13 protein-coding genes are annotated in these 13671 nt (G+C 72.1%); 9 read left to right on the top strand and 4 right to left on the bottom strand.

What is annotated here, in order from left to right:
• Window position 1 precedes the first annotated feature (1 nt).
• Together I5071_RS20435 and I5071_RS20430 are read right to left on the bottom strand one after the other, a co-directional pair.
• Window positions 2-493 carry a hypothetical protein gene (locus I5071_RS20435; RefSeq protein ID WP_236607171.1) on the bottom strand — a complete coding sequence of 164 codons (492 nt, stop codon included), beginning with the start codon at window positions 491-493 and terminating at the stop codon, window positions 2-4.
• Between the two features lie 67 nt (window positions 494-560).
• A complete protein-coding gene (locus I5071_RS20430; protein WP_236607170.1) occupies window positions 561-1094 on the bottom strand; it encodes a hypothetical protein in 534 nt (177 codons plus the stop codon).
• A gap of 102 nt (window positions 1095-1196) precedes the next feature.
• Between I5071_RS20430 and I5071_RS20425 the strand changes: the two genes are divergently transcribed.
• The 9 genes from I5071_RS20425 to I5071_RS20385 all read left to right on the top strand — a co-directional run bounded on the left by I5071_RS20425 (window position 1197) and on the right by I5071_RS20385 (window position 9549).
• Entirely contained in the window at window positions 1197-1652 is a 456-nt protein-coding gene (locus I5071_RS20425) for a hypothetical protein (RefSeq protein WP_236607169.1), read from the top strand.
• Between the two features lie 6 nt (window positions 1653-1658).
• Window positions 1659-2333, top strand: a complete 675-nt coding sequence (locus I5071_RS20420; RefSeq protein ID WP_236607168.1) for a response regulator transcription factor — start codon at window positions 1659-1661, stop codon at window positions 2331-2333.
• Complete coding sequence (locus I5071_RS20415; protein WP_236607167.1) at window positions 2330-3730, top strand: sensor histidine kinase; 1401 nt, start codon at window positions 2330-2332, stop codon at window positions 3728-3730. The genes I5071_RS20420 and I5071_RS20415 overlap by 4 nt, the downstream gene beginning before the upstream one ends.
• A 35-nt stretch (window positions 3731-3765) precedes the next feature.
• Complete coding sequence (locus I5071_RS20410) at window positions 3766-5481, top strand: aldehyde dehydrogenase family protein (RefSeq protein ID WP_236607166.1); 1716 nt, start codon at window positions 3766-3768, stop codon at window positions 5479-5481.
• 168 nt (window positions 5482-5649) lie between these two features.
• Window positions 5650-6210, top strand: coding sequence for a DUF2914 domain-containing protein (locus I5071_RS20405; RefSeq protein WP_236607165.1), 561 nt, complete (start codon window positions 5650-5652; stop codon window positions 6208-6210).
• A 326-nt stretch (window positions 6211-6536) separates the two neighbouring features.
• A complete protein-coding gene (locus I5071_RS20400) occupies window positions 6537-7322 on the top strand; it encodes a proprotein convertase P-domain-containing protein (protein ID WP_236607164.1) in 786 nt (261 codons plus the stop codon).
• A gap of 92 nt (window positions 7323-7414) precedes the next feature.
• Window positions 7415-7795: a response regulator transcription factor gene (locus tag I5071_RS20395; RefSeq protein ID WP_236607163.1), complete on the top strand. Its 381-nt coding sequence runs from the start codon at window positions 7415-7417 to the stop codon at window positions 7793-7795.
• Between the two features lie 144 nt (window positions 7796-7939).
• A complete protein-coding gene (locus I5071_RS20390) occupies window positions 7940-9319 on the top strand; it encodes a sensor histidine kinase (protein ID WP_236607162.1) in 1380 nt (459 codons plus the stop codon).
• On the top strand, window positions 9316-9549 hold the full coding sequence (locus I5071_RS20385; RefSeq protein WP_236607161.1) for a hypothetical protein: 234 nt from the start codon (window positions 9316-9318) through the stop codon (window positions 9547-9549). Before I5071_RS20390 ends, I5071_RS20385 begins: the two co-directional genes overlap by 4 nt.
• A gap of 571 nt (window positions 9550-10120) precedes the next feature.
• Here I5071_RS20385 and I5071_RS20380 read toward each other — a convergent pair.
• Together I5071_RS20380 and proC are read right to left on the bottom strand one after the other, a co-directional pair.
• Complete coding sequence (locus tag I5071_RS20380) at window positions 10121-11914, bottom strand: histone deacetylase family protein (protein WP_236607160.1); 1794 nt, start codon at window positions 11912-11914, stop codon at window positions 10121-10123.
• A gap of 874 nt (window positions 11915-12788) precedes the next feature.
• Window positions 12789-13637, bottom strand: a complete 849-nt coding sequence (gene proC / locus I5071_RS20375) for a pyrroline-5-carboxylate reductase (RefSeq protein ID WP_236607159.1) — start codon at window positions 13635-13637, stop codon at window positions 12789-12791.
• Window positions 13638-13671: the final 34 nt, after the last annotated feature.

Here is a 13671-nt window from a genome sequence, read left to right as displayed (position 1 = left end):
CTCAGCGCGGCGGCTCGAACCGCACGCGGCGCGTCGACGTGCGCTTGCCCACGAGCGGCAAGACCACGAGCAGCGGGCCGGCGACGATGAACCCCAGACCGATCACGCCTGCGCAGACCACGCTCAGCAGGTTCGCGGCCGTGAGCACGGCACTGCACGCGAGCCCGCCCGCCAGGAACGTGACGATCGCGATCGCGAGGTTCAGCAGGTACGCGGGCCTCGTGATCCAACTCCGCCACGCGGCGGCATCGGTCGCGCCGCAGCGTGGGCATGGGGCCATCGCGACGTCCGACATCGCCTCGGACCACGCGCGCGCCTCGGCCTCGTCGCGCGCCATCTCGCCCGCGCGGTCGTTGCCGAAGACGAGCCCGCCCTGCTTCATCGTGGCCTTCTCGATCGCGACCGCGTGCCCGACTCCGGAGTACCCGCACTTCGCGCACGTGTACGGCTCGGCCGTCGCGGCCCTCGCGGTCGCGGAATGAACGACGTCCATCGACTGCCCCCTTTCGCCGCAGACGCTACGCGGCGGCGAGGTCGAGGGCAACGGACGCAGCGTCGTGTCAGATCCGAGGCTCGGCTTCGCACACCGGCGTGGCGCACGCGCCGTCGAGGCAGCGCCCCGCGAGACAGTCGTCGTCGCTCGTGCACGTCGGGATCTCGGAGCAGCGCAGCTCGCCGCCGCCGAGCGGCGCCATGCACCGCGCGCCGAGCTCGCAGTCGTCGGGCACGCCCGCGACGTCGGTGAACACGCGGCACGGCTCGCCGACCTGCACCTCGCCGATCACCGGATCGTCGAGCAGCTGCGCGCGCTCGCAGTCGTCGAGGCTGCGGATGATCGACGTCGCGAGCGCGCCGTTCCACAGCACCTCGCCCGCGTCGACCGCCGTCTGCAGCGACTGCGCGTTCATCGACTCGCAGCGCGCGGTCAGCGCCTCGTCGGAGAGCGGCTCGCCGTCGCACTCGCACAGCAGGTGTCGATCGCGCAGCGCCGTCTCGAGCGACACGCACCAGCTCTCGAGGGGCGTGCTCGCGACCGTCGGTCGATCACACGCCGCGAGGAGCACCACCAGGACCCACGCAATTCGCCACGTCACAGCGCCGCGAGGATAGCTTCAGAATCTCGAAAGGTGCCTTCCGTATCTCTCATCGTGTCGCCACCGAGCCCCCTCGGGGCGCCGACAAGGAAGGAAGACCACGTGAAGAAGCAGTCCCTCTCGTTCCTCCTCGCGGCCGCGCTCTCGCTCCCGATGTTCGCGGCCTCGCTGCCCGCGCTCGCGCAGGACGCGGGCACGCCGCCCGCCGACGGAGAGCGCCCCTGCCACGGTGGACGTCGCGGTCACCATCGCGATCCCGAGCGGCGCCTGCAGCACATGACGCAGGCCCTCGGCCTCGACGCGAACCAGGTCGCGCTGGTGCGCCAGGCGTTCGACCAGGCGCGCGCCGAGCACGAAGCGCTGCGCGCCCAGCCTCGCTCGCCCGAGCGTCGCGAGCAGCACCGCGCGATCATGGAGCGCACCCGCGAGCGCATCGACGCCGTGCTCACGCCCGAGCAGCGCGCGCGGGCCGAGCAGCTCCGCGCCGACCACCACGCGCGTCGCGAGATGCGCCGTGAGCGCCGCGAGCAGGGCGGCGTCGATCCGCGTGGTATCTGACCTCTCATGAGCGGGCGCGTCCTCGTCGTCGAAGACGATCCCGAGCTCGGCGCCGAGATCGTGCGCCAGCTCGAGCGCGCGGGCTTCACGCCCACGTGGCTGAAGGACGGCGACGACGCGCTCGCGGCGAGCCCCGAGGAGTACGACCTCGTGCTCCTCGATCTCGTGCTGCCCAACGCCTACGGGCTCGACATCCTCAAGCGCTACCGCGCGGTCAGCGAGGTCCCCGTGATCCTGCTGACCGCGCGCGATCACACCGCGGACAAGGTGCGCGGCCTCTCGCTCGGCGCCGACGACTACGTGACCAAGCCGTTCTGGCCCGACGAGCTCCTCGCGCGCATCCGCGCGCGCCTCCGTCGTCCCGGCATGCGCCGCGAAGGCGACGCCGTGGTGCGCGCCGGCGCGATCGAAGTGGATCTCGACGCACGCCGGGTGCGCGTCGACGGAGAGCCGGTGGAGCTCACGCGCGCCGAGCTCGACGTCCTCGCGACGCTCGCGCGCCGCGCCGGACACGCGGTCTCGCGCGCCGAGCTCGTCGAGGAAGCGCTCGACCCCGGGCGCGAAGGCGGTGAGCGCACGCTCGACGTGCACGTCTCGCGGCTGCGCAAGAAGCTCGGCGCCGAGGGCAAGCGCATCGCGACGGTGTGGGGCATCGGCTACCGACTCGAGATCGATCGATGAGCGTCCGGACCCGCGTGGTGCTCGCGTTCGCGGTGTTCGCGCTGCCCGCGATCGCGCTGGTGCTCTGGGGCACGTGGAGCACGCGGAGGCAGGCTGCTCTCGAGGCGACGCGCGAGGCGATCGTCGCGCGCATGGAGGACGGGGGAGGGCGCGCGCGCTGCGAGGCGGACCCCACGCGCTTCACGCTCGGGCGCCGTCATCACGGCCGTCGCCACCGCGGTCCGCTGATCGAGCACGGCCGCGTCGAGGCGTACGACGCGTCGTTCACGCCCGCGCATCCCCACGCGCCTCGGCTCGACCCCGAGGTGCGCGACGCGCTCGAGTCGAGCGATCTCGGCATCGTCGAGATCGAGGGCGAGCGCCGGCGCGACGGTGCGCTCGCGGTGCGCATGCCGTGGGACGAGGGGCCGTGCGTGGTCCTGGTGATCGAGACGCCGGGCGCGCGTCCTGCGCTCGGGCAGCGCATCTTGCGTCGTGATCTCGCGGGCTCGGCGGCGGTGCTCGGCCTCGCGCTCGTCGTCGCGCTGATCGCATTGGGCCCGCCCCTCGCGCGGCTGCGTCGTCTCGCGAAGGCGGTGCGCGCGTCCGACGGAATCGGGTTCACCGTCCCGCACGGCGTCGCGGGCACCGACGAGATCGGTCGGGTCGCGCGCGCGCTCGACGACGCGAGCCAGCGCGTGCGCGATCACGTCGCGCGTCTCGAGGAGCGCGATCGCGCCCTCACCGCGTACGTCGACGCCACGACGCACGATCTCGCGATCCCGCTCACCGTGATCCAGAGCCGCCTCGCCGAGCTCGATGCGCGGGTGCGCGCGGGCGAGCGCATCGAGCCGAGCGCCCTCGAGCCGCTGCTCGCCGAGCACGAGTACCTCGGCCAGCTGGTCTCGAACATGGCGGCCGCGGCGCGCTTCGCGAGCGGACAGCCCCACGTCGAGAAGCACGCCGTCGACCTGCGCGCGCTGGTCGAGCGCGTCGCGGCGAGGCATGCGCCGCTCGCGCGCGCCCAGGGTGTGGTGCTCGAGCACGCGGTGCCCTCGCGCGCGGTGACGATCGAGGGCGACGACATCCTCGTCGAGCGCGCGCTCAGCAACCTCGTCCACAACGCGATCCGCCACGGCGCTTCGCGCCGCGGAGGACGCGAAGGGCACGTCGCGCTCACGCTCGACGCGCGCCCGCAGGGCGGCTTCCGCATCGCGGTCGCCGACGACGGAGAGCACGCCGACGTCGCGCGCATCGAGCGCGTCCTGCGCGGCCCGATCGAGCGCGGCGAGGGCAACGCGCGCGCCCGCGGGCTCGGCCTGCGCATCGTGCGCGCGGTCGCCGACGCGCATCACTGGTCGATCGAGGTCGAGCCCCACGAAGAGGGCGGCACCGTCATCACGATCACGGGTCGCTAGCCGACCCTGGGTCAGTTGCGCTAGCATCTCCGCCCATGTCGTCACCCGATTTCGCCACCGTCGCGCCGCGCGTCTCCTCGACGCCGATGGCGCAGATCGACGCCATCGTCGCGCGTCTCGCCTCGCGCAAGCACGAGTGGCCGCGCGTCTCGCTCCGCGAGCGCGCCCGCCTGCTCGATCGCTGCATCGACTCCACGCTCGCGATCGCGCACGAGTGGGTGCGCGCCGCGTGCGACGCGAAGGGCATCGATCCCCAGAGCCCGCGTGCCGGCGAGGAGTGGCTCGGCGGTCCGATGACGACGGTCCGCAACGTCCGCCTGCTGCTGGAGGCGATGCACGCCGACGGCGAGCCGGCGCTGCCGAAGGTGTGGTCGCGCCCCGACGGTCAGCTCGTCGCGAAGGTGTTCCCCCAGGGCCTCATCGATCGGCTCCTCTTCACCGGCTTCTCGGCCGAGGTCTGGATCGAGCCCGGCAAGGCCGCGACGCAGGGCGCGATCTACCGCGCGAAGAAGAAGCGCGGCGTGGGCGAGCGCGACGGCAAGCTCTCGCTCGTCCTCGGCGCCGGCAACGTCGCGTCGATCGGGCCCATGGACGCGCTCTACAAGCTGTTCGTCGAGGACGAGGTCTGCATCGTCAAGACGAACCCGGTGAACGCATACCTGCAGCCCTTCTGGGAGCAGGCGTTCCGCCCGCTGCTCGACGCCGGCTACTTCGCGGTCGTGCGTGGTGGCGCCGAGGTCGGCTCGCACCTCTGCAACCACCCCGAGGTCGACACGATCCACATGACGGGATCGGATCGCACCCACGACGCGATCGTGTGGGGCTCGACGCGCGCCGAGCAGGAGCGGAACAAGAAGGCGGGCACGCCGAAGCTCAAGAAGCCGATCACCAGCGAGCTCGGTGCGGTCACGCCCTGCCTCGTGGTGCCCGGCGCGTGGAGCGAGGACGACCTGCGCTTCCAGGCGCGCCACGTCGCGGGGATGGTCGCGAACAACGCGAGCTTCAACTGCAACGCGTGCAAGGTCGTGGTGACCGCGAAGGGCTGGCCCGAGCGCCAGCGCTTCCTCGACCTCGTGCACGAGGCGCTCGAGCGCACGCCGCCGCGCAAGGCGTACTACCCCGGCGCGCAGGAGCGCTATCAGGGCTTCCTCGACGCGTACCCGCAGAGCAAGCCGCTCTCGGAGCGCGGGCGCGACGTGGTGCCGTGGACCGTGATCCCCGACGTCGCGCCGGACGGCAGCGAGTACGCGCTCAGCAACGAGGCGTTCTGCGGCGTGCTCGCGGAGACGTCGCTCGACGAGTCGACCGCGTCGGGCTTCCTCGCGGCGATGACGGAGTTCGCGAACGACGAGTGCTGGGGGACGCTCAGCTGCATGATGCTGATCGACCCGAAGACGCAGAAGGAGAACGCGGCCTCGCTCGACGCGGCGCTCGCGGGCCTGCGCTACGGCGGCATCGGCGTGAACGTGTGGGCCGGGGTCATCTACGGACTCGTGGTGCCCACGTGGGGCGCGTACCCCGGCCATCCCCTCGAGGACATCCGCTCGGGCCGCGGCTTCGTGCACAACGCGCTGCTGATCGATCACCCGCAGAAGTCGATCGTGCGCGCGCCGTTCCGCATCAACCCGACGCCGGCGTGGTTCCCCGATCACAAGACGCTGCACCAGCTCGGGCCGATCCTCACGGACTTCGAGGGACGGCCGTCGGTGGCGAAGCTGCCGAAGCTGATCGCGACGGCGCTGCGCGGCTGAGCTTCGAACGGCCGTCGCCGAGCGCGCCGTGGATCGTCTCCGACGAGACGCGCGCCGCGTGTCCCCACGAGCACGACGCGTATCGAGAGTGCCCCGAGAAACCCCGTGTTTCTCGGGGCACGCGCGTTTGGCAGGCCTGCTGCTCATCGCCCTCGGCAGGAGGATGCGATGAGGAAGACGATCGTGATCGCGACGGTGATGGCGCTGGCGTGTGGTGGTGCGGGCGTCGCGATCGGGGCCGCCACCTTCGCGCGTGCCGACGACCACGCGCCGCGCACCCAGGTCGTGCGCACGACGACGACCACGACGCGCGTCGAAGCGCCCGCCGCGCCGACGCCGCCCCCGCCGATCACCACGACCACCACGCGCGACGAGCGCGAGCACGACGGCGAGCTCCGCGTGCGCCGTCTCGTGCTCACGCGCGGCATCGAAGGACGCGAGCCGATCGACGAGATCGACGAGCTCGCGCTCGACGAGCGTCTCGAGCGCGTCTACGCGTTCCTCGATCTCGCGAACGACGGCGACGACGCGGCCGCGCTCGTCGTCACCTTCGAGCGCGAGGGCGGCGACGAGGTGACCGGCCACGTCGAGCTCGAGGTCCCCGCGAACGTCGGTCGCTGGCGCACCTGGGCGTTCACGCGCCACGTCGATCGCGAGGGCACCTGGCGCGTCGTGGTGCGCGACGACGGGGGCCGCGAGCTCGCGTCGCACACCTTCGAGGTGCGCTGAGCCTCGCCGGAGTGCTCGTCCCGCCGGTCCCGGACGGGAGCGCGCGAAGCGCGCGGACGGTAGGGACCGGCGGGCGAGCCGATTTTCGAGCCCTCGCCGGAGTGCTCGTCCCGCCGGTCCCGGACGGGAGCGCGCGAAGCGCGCGGACGGTAGGCAGCGGCGGGCGAGCCGATTATCGAGCCCTCGCCGGAGTGCTCACGGGAGCGCGCGAAGCGCGCGGAGGCGAGCCGAGTCTTCGACCGCGGGAAGATCGGAGAAGCCCGTCCGGTACATCCGCACGGGCTTCCACCCCCGCCCGGTCGTCTGGTACGACGTTATCCACCTCGATGCGCGCCATCTCGTACGCCCTCATCTCGCTGGTGATCGTCGCGCTCGCGGGCGCGTGCAGCGGAGGCGGAGGCACCCCGCCGCCGCCTCCGCCCCAGCAGGGCCAGCCGGCGCAGCAGGGGCAGGCGCAGATCCAGGTGCCGCCCGGTCAGGTGCTCATCACCGTCGCGGCGAGCTCGGCGCCCCAGGGCGCCACGGTGACCGGCGGCGGCCGCATGCTCGGCCGGACGCCGTTCACCACGCAGGTTCCGATCCCCGCGCCGCGTCCCGGCGAGACCCAGACGTTCCAGTTCACGTTCCAGCTGCCCGGCTATCAGCCCGCCACGATCAGCGCGAGCCCGATCAACAACACGATCACGCTCAACGCCGCGCTCGCGCCGGTGGTCGCGGCGACCCCGCCCACCACGCCGACCAGCACGCCCACCGCGCCCGGCGGCGGCGAGCCCTCGTTCACCGTGCGCGGCCCCGCGGGCGGCGCGATCCGCGACTTCGCCGTCACGACGAGCGCCGCGCGCGTCGAGCACCAGTGCATGGTCGCGGAGCTCACCGTCGACATCGACGGCAACCACTCGTACTTCAGCGATCTCGTGGTGAGCCTCCGCGGCCCCGACGGCACGAGCTACTCGCTGCAGAGCCACGCGTCGCGCAACCCCTTCCGCAGCCACACCGTGCGCCGCGCCGAGGGGCATCCGACCCAGGGCACGTGGACGCTCTCGGTCAACGACACCGTGCGCGCCGACTCCGGTCAGCTGCGCGGCTGGAGCATGGCGGTCCGCTGTCGCTGAGCTCGGAGGTCGTACCTCTCGGCACGATCGCGCAGGGCGCGTGACCCGGTCTGCCTGGTACGATCCACCTCCGTCCAGCACGGAGGCTCGCGATGAAGAAGATCCTGGTCGTCGAGGACGACGCGGTCAGCGCGCGGATGCTGCGGGACTACCTGGACGCGCACGGCTACGCGACCACCGTCGCGACCACCGGGCCCGAGGGCTGGAACCGCTTCGAGGAGACGCACCCCGACCTCATGGTCGTCGACGTCGCGCTCCCGATGAAGAACGGCTTCGAGCTCTGCTTCGACGTGAAGCGCACCGAGCACGGCCGCGCGATGCCGCTGGTGCTGATGAGCGCGGTCTACCGCGACGACCACGCCGACAAGTACGCCCGCGAGGATCTGCACGCGCAGGCGTGGCTCTCGAAGCCGTTCGAGCTGCGCGCGCTCCTCGAAGAGGTCGAGCGCCTCATCGGCGCCGGCGAGGCCTGAGCCCTTGCCGGAGTGCTCGTCCCGCAGGTCCCGGACGGGAGCGCGCGAAGCGCGCGGACGGTAGGACCGGCGGGCGAGCCGATTTTTTCGACAGCGCTCTGAGCCCTCGACATCGCGAGCGCTTCCCGAGCACGCTTCGCGCTGATGTCGACGTCGATGCTGCCGCTGCCCGCGTTCGCCGCGGAGATGGGTCTTCCGCAGCATCGCGCCAAGCTCGTCTTCAGCACGTACTCCGGCTACGCGATCACGGTCGCGTTCGGCGCGCTCGCGGCGCTCGGGCACATCACCGGCGTCGTGCCGATCACTGCCGGCATGCTCGGCCTCATCGGGCTCAAGCTCGCCACCAACACGCTCGCGTGGCTCGCGCTGCGCAACGAGCGCTTCGTGCTCGAGCTCTGCGGGCTCAACGTCGTCGGCGACATCGTCGCGATGACCGGCGCCATCTATCACACCGGCGCCGCGACCAGCCCGCTGCTCCCGATCTACGGGATCGAGCTCACCGTGGTCGCGCTGGTCTCGAACGTCGGCGTCACCGTCGCGACCAGCGTGATCACGTTCCTGTCCTACGCGTCGATGCTCGCGCTCGTGCGCATCGGCGTGCTCGACAAGCCGCCCTCGATTCTCGACCTCACGGGCGGCGTCACCGACACCTACGTGATCGTCGAGCTCGCGTTCGTCGCGTTCGTGCTCGGGCTGCCCACCGCGTTCGCCGCCGCGATCCTCAAGCAGCTGCGCGAGAAGGAGAGCACGCTGCTCGCGCGGACCGAGCAGCTCGTCGAGGCGCAGCGCCAGCGCACGCAGTTCATGGCGAACGTCACGCACGAGCTGCGCACGCCGATCCACGGCATCTGCGGGCTCGCGGACCTGGTCGAGAGCGGCGTGTACGGGCCGGTGACCGAGAAGCAGAAGGACGCGGTGCGCGACGTGAAGAGCGGTGCGCTCGGCCTGCTCCGACTGATCGACGACCTGCTCACACTGGCGCGCGAGGACGCGGGCAAGCTGGAGTACCGGCCCACCGACGTCGACCTCGACGAGGTGCTCGCGAGCGTGATGTCGACGGTGGGCTCGCTGCGCGGCACGCGCCCGCTCGAGGTGCGGCTCGAGCCCCACGACCCGCTGCCTCCGATGCGCACCGATCGCGGCAAGCTGGTGCAGATCCTGGTGAACCTGCTCGCGAACGCGGTGAAGTTCACGCCCGACGGCGGGCACGTGACGCTGCGCGCGCGGGCGCTCTCCGGCGATCCGATGCGCGTCGAGATCGAGGTCGAGGACGACGGCATCGGCATCCCGCTCGATCAGCAGAAGGCGGTGTTCGAGGCGTTCCGCCAGGTCGACGGCTCACCCGAGCGTCGCTACGGCGGCACCGGTCTCGGCCTCGCGCTGGTGCAGCGCCTGACCGCGCTGCTCGGCGGCTCGGTCGCGCTGCGCAGCGAGCCGGGCAAGGGCTCGACCTTCACGGTCACCCTTCCGGTGCAGGGCCCGCCGGCGCGGGTGACGGGGCGCCATCCGGCCGTGGCGGCGTGAGCACGTACGAGGAAGCGATCCTCGCGGCGATGGAACGGCGCGCCACGCTCGAGGAGCTCGTGGCGATCACGGTGCGCCATCGCGAAGATCACGGGCTCGCGCGAGAGGACGCGCTCCGCGTGCTCGAAGCGGCTCGCGCTCACGCTCGTGACGAGCGGAGCGAGGACACGGTGCTCGAGCTGATGGACCGCGTGAGCGGGTGGTGCCCACCGGGCCACGACCTCTTCTGAGCTGCACTCCCGCGGACGACGACCGAGGACGACGCGCTCGAAAGAGACTTTGCGGGGACTCGAGATCGCTCCACCGCGGAGCAACCCCACCACGAGCGGCCCGCTCGCCGAGACCCTTGGATCACAGCAGAGCGACGTGCGCGCGAAGCGCGCACCTGGAGCGAGTGCACACCGAAGCCACACGGTCAGTAAGACCGAACGACCGTGTGTCCTCGAGACCAACACCACCGCAAGCGACTCTGCGGGGTCTCGAGATCGCCGAGCGCAGCGAGCGCGCGCGCTTCGTGGTCCGAGGCAGTGCGGCTCGTGGTCCGAGGCAGTTCGGCTCGTGGTCCGAGGCAGTGCGGCTCGTGGTCCGAGGCAGTGCGGCTCGTGGTCGCTGACAGTCCCGCTCGTCCTTCGTGTGGTCGCGAGGACCGCTCGTAGGTCCAAGCTTGGATGACTCGGAGTGCTCGCGAGGACCACTCCGACCTCCGAGATTGGATGACTCGGAGTGCTCGCGAGGACCGCTCGGACGTATCCAATCTGGAAGGGTCTGAAAATCGCGCGAATTGCCTTCGAAAACGCGCGATCAGGTGTCGGCGCGTGCGAGGGATCGGCCGGTCGCGCTCTCCCAGAGGCCTCGGAAGAAGTGGCGCGCGTGCACGCCGAGGTTGCGCGTGTGGTATCCGCCCTCTTGCACGACGAGCGTGGGCACGCCGAGCGCGCCGATCCGACGTCCGTTGCGCTCGAAGTCGCTCGCGCCGAGCGACCACGTGCCCGTCGGGTCGCCGCGACCGGGGTCGAGGCCGAGACACACGACGAGGAAGCTCGGCTCGTACGCGCGCACCGCGTCGAGCGCGCGCGCGAGCGCGAGATCGTAGGCCGCTCCGTCGACCTGCTCGGGGAGCGGGAGGTTCAGGTTCGCGCCTTCGCCGTCGCCCCAGCCGATCTCGTCCTCGAATCCCGTGAAGTACGGGTACGCGAAGCGCGGGTGGCCGTGGATCGACACCGTGAGCACGTCGCCGCGCTCCCAGAAGATCTCCTGCTGCCCGTTGCCGTGGTGGTAGTCGACGTCGAGGATCGCGACCTTCGCGCCGCCGGCGCACGCGCCGAGGTGGTGCGCGGCGATCGCGGCGCTGTTGAGGTAGCAGAAGCCGCCGAACGACTTGTGCTCGGCGTGGTGACCGGGCGGGCGGACCAGCGCGTACGCGAGGCGCGCCTTGCCCTCGAGGATCATCGCGGCGCCGGTGAGCGCGCAGTCGACCGCGTCGGTCGCCGCGGCCCACACGTTCTTGTGCAGCGGCGTGAAGGTGTCGATGCAGTACCAGCCCGCGCGCGTCTCGAGGTCGTCGGGCATCCGGCCCGCGTTGCGCACCGGGAACACGTAGGGATACGCGGAGCGCTTGGGCGGCAGGGCGGCGCACACGCGCTCGAGGTACTCGACGAACTCGTCGTCGTGCACCGCGACGATCGGCTCGCGACCGAAGCGGCGCATCTGCGTGGGCTCGAAGATCGGGAGGCGATCGAGCTCGCGCTTGATGACCGGGATGCGCACCGGGGCCTCGACGTAGCCGCGCTCGCGCACGTGGTGCACGTCGTGGCGCTCCGCGACGAGCAGCGGGATGCGGAGGTGCGCCGGGACCTCGATCGGCGCGGGCGTCGTGGGCGCGTGCACCTTCTTGCGGCGATAGCGCGCGGGGCGGAGCTGGATGGGATCGTCGACGATCGAGGTGACGACGCGATCGACGTACTCGCTCGTGACGAGCCACGCGTACTTGCGCTCGAGGATCGCGCGCACGATCTCGCGCGCCTCGTCGCGACCGAGCGGACGGCCCGAGCCGAGATCGTCGAAGACGAGGTAGGGCAGGTCCTTGGTGGACCCGCCGGGCTCGATCGCGGTGCGATACGCGGTGTGGATGACGGGGCGCGCGCCCCAGCGCTCGTAGAAGCGCAGTCGCGCGCGGTTCTGCTCGAGCGTGGTGGAGTCGGAGACGTCGTCGGGATCGTCGGGGAGGCACTCGAAGAGGAGGCCCTTGGCGCCGAGGGCACGGCACTCCTCGCGCACGCGCTCGTAGAGCGCACCGCCGACGCCGCGGCCGGTCTCCTTGGGCGCCGCGGAGATGAAGTCGAGGTAACAGAACTCGAGGTCGGGCGCGTGGGCGAGGATCGCGAAGCCGCGCACGTCGTTCTGGCGCTGTCGCTCGGCGACGAAGACGAACGTGCGGATGCGATGGGCGAGGGGATCGCGGAGCAGCGTCGGGAGCTCGTCGACGGTCTCGTGGCGCAGCCCGGGGAACTGCGCGCGCAACATGCTCTGCACCTGCGTGAGGGCGACGCGATCGGCTTCGAGCACGTCGTCGTGGATGAGGCGGATGCGAAACATGTCGTGGGGGAACGATCGTGGGGCAGGGTGAGGTGGACTGTCGAGGTCTCGGTGGTGGCGCGGGGTGGTGGGGTCGTCGCTCGACTTGCGGGGCTGCTGGACGCGCGCGGTCGCGAGCTTCGGGTGGCGGGGTGGTCGTTCGCTCCGCGCGCGTTCGCGCGCTCCGCTCACTCCGGATCAGCGTCGGCGGGGCGTCTGGTGGCCCCCGCTGCGCACGAGCGCCGACCCCACCACCCCGCGCCGGCACGCGGGGTCTGCCGTCTCGCTTGGGGAGGGTGGGGAGGCTCGCGACCGATCCGCGCTGGTCGCGCGGCTCGGACGCTCGCGGGTAGCAGCGCGCGCTTCGCGCGCGACTGGAGCCGGATGGGCCCGCGGAGCGCGGCGGGGGCGCGGGCGAGGGCGAGGGCGAGGGCGGGGGCGGGCGCGAGGGCGAGGGCGGGGGCGGGGGCGAGGGCGAGGGCGAGGGCGGGCGCGGGGGCGATGCGCGTGCGGTTCGAGCGGATCGAGGGCCGCGGTGTGAGCGGTTGTGGAGCGAACGCTCGCGCGGAGCGCGGGCGCTCGCGCGGTGAGCGCTCGCGTAGTCGAGTGGTGATGGAGCGAGCGCTCGCGCTCGCGCGGTGAGCGCTCGCGTAGTCGAGTGGTGATGGAGCGAGCTCAGCGCAGCGTGCTGCGCGGGGATCTGCTCCGATCTCTGCCGCTCTCTGTGATCTCTGCGGTTGGGCTCGGCCTGCTCGGCGCGATGCGGAGCGCGCTGGCCGTCGTGCTCGTCGAACCACGTCGTGAATCGTCCACGTGCACGTGCCACGTGCTCGTGCACGGCTGTTCCGCCGCTTGCCGCTCGCCGCCCGCCCCTCGCCGCTCGCCCCGCTGCCCGTTACTTCCCGAGCTTCTTCGACGCGTCCTCGCCGAGCTGCTTCGCCCGCGCGGTCGCCGTCTCCACTGCGTCCATCAAGGTCTTGCGCAGCCCGCCCGCCTCGAGCGTGTGGAGCCCCGCGATCGCCGTGCCGCCCGGGCTCGTCACCATGTCCTTGAGCCGTCCCGGGTGCTCGCCGGTCTCGATCAGCAGCTTCGCCGAGCCGAGCACCGTCTGCGCTGCGAGGAGCTGCGCCGAGTCGCGGTGCAGGCCGACCTTCACGCCCGCGTCCGCGAGCGCTTCGATGATCAGGAAGATGTACGCCGGGCCCGAGCCCGAGAGGCCCGTCACCGCGTCGAGCAGGCTCTCGTCGAGCACGACGCTGATGCCGATGTCGTCGAAGATCCGCTTCACCAGCGCGAGGTCGTCCGGCGTGGCGTGGGTGCCTGCCGCGATCGCGGTGGCGCCTGCGTCGACGATCGCAGGGGTGTTCGGCATCGTGCGCACGACGCGCGCGCCCGCAGGCAGGCGCGCCTCGATCGCGGCGATCGGGATCCCCGCCGCGATCGACACCGCGAGCGCCTCGGGACGGATGCCCTCGGCGACCTCGGGCAGCAGGCGATCGAAGACCTGGGGCTTCGTCGCGAGGAACACGACGTCGGCCCACGCCGCCGCCTCGCGGTTGCTGCGGCCGGTGCGCACGCCGTGCTTCTTGCCGAGCTCCTCGAGGCGCTCGGGGCGCACGTCGACGCACCAGATCTGTTGCGCGTCCACCGCGCCCGACGCGAGCAGCCCGCGCACGAGCGCGCCCGCCATGTTGCCCGCGCCGAGGAACGCGATGCGCTTGTCGATCTTCGTGGCGTGTCCCATCGGCCGCGAAGGGTGGCCTCTCGGACGCGCGCCG

It is taken from the genome of Sandaracinus amylolyticus, from assembly GCF_021631985.1.
Classification (GTDB): Bacteria; Myxococcota_A; Polyangia; order Polyangiales; family Sandaracinaceae; genus Sandaracinus; species Sandaracinus amylolyticus_A.
This window is presented reverse-complemented; position numbering and strand designations above follow the sequence as displayed.

Bases quoted from the DNA above. Each gene is read 5' to 3' on its own strand.
- I5071_RS20435 (WP_236607171.1), bottom strand. From the start codon at position 493: ATGGACGTCGTTCATTCCGCGACCGCGAGGGCCGCGACGGCCGAGCCG.
- I5071_RS20420 (WP_236607168.1), top strand. From the start codon at position 1,659: ATGAGCGGGCGCGTCCTCGTCGTCGAAGACGATCCCGAGCTCGGCGCC.
- I5071_RS20415 (WP_236607167.1), top strand. From the start codon at position 2,330: ATGAGCGTCCGGACCCGCGTGGTGCTCGCGTTCGCGGTGTTCGCGCTG.
- I5071_RS20410 (WP_236607166.1), top strand. From the start codon at position 3,766: ATGTCGTCACCCGATTTCGCCACCGTCGCGCCGCGCGTCTCCTCGACG.
- I5071_RS20405 (WP_236607165.1), top strand. From the start codon at position 5,650: ATGAGGAAGACGATCGTGATCGCGACGGTGATGGCGCTGGCGTGTGGT.
- I5071_RS20400 (WP_236607164.1), top strand. From the start codon at position 6,537: ATGCGCGCCATCTCGTACGCCCTCATCTCGCTGGTGATCGTCGCGCTC.
- I5071_RS20395 (WP_236607163.1), top strand. From the start codon at position 7,415: ATGAAGAAGATCCTGGTCGTCGAGGACGACGCGGTCAGCGCGCGGATG.
- I5071_RS20390 (WP_236607162.1), top strand. From the start codon at position 7,940: ATGTCGACGTCGATGCTGCCGCTGCCCGCGTTCGCCGCGGAGATGGGT.
- I5071_RS20380 (WP_236607160.1), bottom strand. From the start codon at position 11,914: ATGTTTCGCATCCGCCTCATCCACGACGACGTGCTCGAAGCCGATCGC.
- proC (WP_236607159.1), bottom strand. From the start codon at position 13,637: ATGGGACACGCCACGAAGATCGACAAGCGCATCGCGTTCCTCGGCGCG.